General features: G+C 72.5%; 2 protein-coding genes and 2 pseudogenes. All 4 read left to right on the forward strand.

Annotated features, from left to right (window positions below; all coding sequences use genetic code 11):
• Window positions 1–212 (forward strand): hypothetical protein (locus tag ACJMNC_RS05025; protein ID WP_408946852.1); only part of this gene is annotated, 212 nt, incomplete at its 5' end.
• A gap of 132 nt (window positions 213–344) precedes the next feature.
• Window positions 345–695 (forward strand): annotated as a pseudogene (locus ACJMNC_RS05030) (SRPBCC family protein); the annotation flags it as partial.
• Between the two features lie 55 nt (window positions 696–750).
• The gene (locus tag ACJMNC_RS05035; RefSeq protein WP_408946853.1) at window positions 751–1,704 is read left to right on the forward strand and encodes a pseudouridine synthase; all 954 of its coding nucleotides are present in this window, start codon (window positions 751–753) and stop codon (window positions 1,702–1,704) included.
• 11 nt (window positions 1,705–1,715) lie between these two features.
• A pseudogene (locus ACJMNC_RS05040) lies at window positions 1,716–1,914 on the forward strand (hypothetical protein); the annotation flags it as partial.

Genomic DNA, 1,914 nt, shown 5'->3' on the forward strand with positions numbered 1-1,914 from the left:
CCCTGGCCGCCGAGGCCGAGCTCAAGGGCCATGTCCATGTGGCCGTGGCCGGCCGCGTGGCCGCGCAGGTCGAGGTGGCCGGCCGGCAGGCGCAGCTGGTGACGCGGCGGCCGACGGACGGCGGCGTGGAGCCGGCCCAGCTGCGGCCGGTACTGGCCACGGCGCTCGTCGCGGACGTCGTGGCAGCCGTCGAGCCCGCTGCCGGTCTCTAGGCCCGCGTTGTGGTGGGACCACCGCAGGTGGGGCAGGGCGCGGCCGTTGCCAAACCAGGCCGCTGCTGGCGCCGCCGAGTCGCCTAGTCCGAAGGTCTGCCCAGAAGTCCAACGGGTCGTCATGGCGGACCGCGTCCGGCGATCCTGCCGGAGAACTACCGGGACTACCGGCTCGACGACGGCGGCACCGGTGCCGGCACGGTGGTGCACTGGATCCTGCAGGCCACCGAGAAGCGCCAGCGTGACGTGCTCGCCGATGTGACCGTCGCCGGCGGCACCATCACCGAGACGGACCGCAATTCGTCGATGGTCACCACCTACACCGTGACCGCTGCGGGCACCGGCTCGCGGGTGCAGACGGTCACCAGCTGGAAGGGCGCCGGCGGGATCGGCGGCTTCTTCGAGAAGACCTTCGCGCCCAAGGGCCTGGCCCGCATCCAGGCGGTACTGCTGGGCAACCTGAAGACCCGTCTGGAAGCCTGATCCGCTGAGCCGCCGCGGTCGTCGCCGGACCAAACCGTTGCCGGCGCGGGACGGGGTGGACGCCACCAGGGTGGTGTTGCGCCCGGATCTCTGGCCGTCGCCCGAGCTGCCGACGGTGCTGCAGGCGCTGCTCGCGGCACCGGTCATGGCCGGCGTCGACCCGGCCGAGGTGCGGCGGCAGGCAGCCGGCGGCGCAGTGGTCGACGCGGACGGCCGGCCGGTGGAGCTGGACGCGCCGGTGCGCCGGCCGGTGCCGGTGTACCTGTACCGGGAACTCGAGCCGGAGCCGCCGGTCCCGTTCGGTCTGCCCATCCTCTACCGCGACACCGACCTGGTGGTGGTCGACAAGCCGCACTTTCTGGCGACCATGCCGCGCGGTACGCATGTCACGCAGACGGCACTGGTGCGGCTGCGCCGGGAGCTGGGCAACGATCAACTCGCTCCCGCGCACAGGCTGGACCGGCTCACCGCCGGCGTGCTGCTGCTGACCCAGCGTCCGGGCGTGCGTGCCGCCTACCACCAGATCTGCGCCCGCCGCGAGGCGCATAAGGAATACCGGGCGCTGGCACCGGCCGACGAGCGGCTGACCACCACGCTGCGGGTGAGCAACCGGATCGAGAAGGGGCCGGGGGATCTGCGGTCGCAGGTGGTGAGCGGCCCGCCGAACGCGGTCAGCGACATCACCTTGGAGCGGGTGCGCCCGGACGGGCTCGGTGAGTACCGGCTGGTGCCGCACACCGGCCGCACCCATCAGCTGCGCGTGCACATGGCCGGTCTGGGGCTGCCGATCGTCGGCGATCCGCTGTATCCGGAGGTGGATGCGGCGGCGCTGGCGGCGCCCGGAAACGGCGACTTCTCCTCGCCGTTGCACTTGGTGGCGGCAGTGCTCGAGTTCACCGATCCGTGCTCCGGCAACCGCCGCCGTTTCACCTCGGCTCGGGCCGGACGGGAGTTCGGGGCGCAACCGCCGCAGAACGCAGCGCTACTGCGGCCGGGCCCGGACCGGTAACGTCCACAGACATGACGATCGTCGGTTCGTACGAGCGGCACACCGACCTGGGGTGTGAGGCGCTGGTCTTCATGGACTCCGAATCCGACGCCTGCTTCCAGATCCAGCGGGATCTGCCCGGCGGCCCGCGACCGGGTGAATACTGTGTGACCACCGGCGCCGGCGCACCCGTCTACGGCGGAGTGGAGCAGTGGCGGCGGCGCGACGGCG

The organism is Gordonia sp. VNK21 (assembly GCF_046098115.1).
GTDB lineage: Bacteria > Actinomycetota > Actinomycetes > Mycobacteriales > Mycobacteriaceae > Gordonia.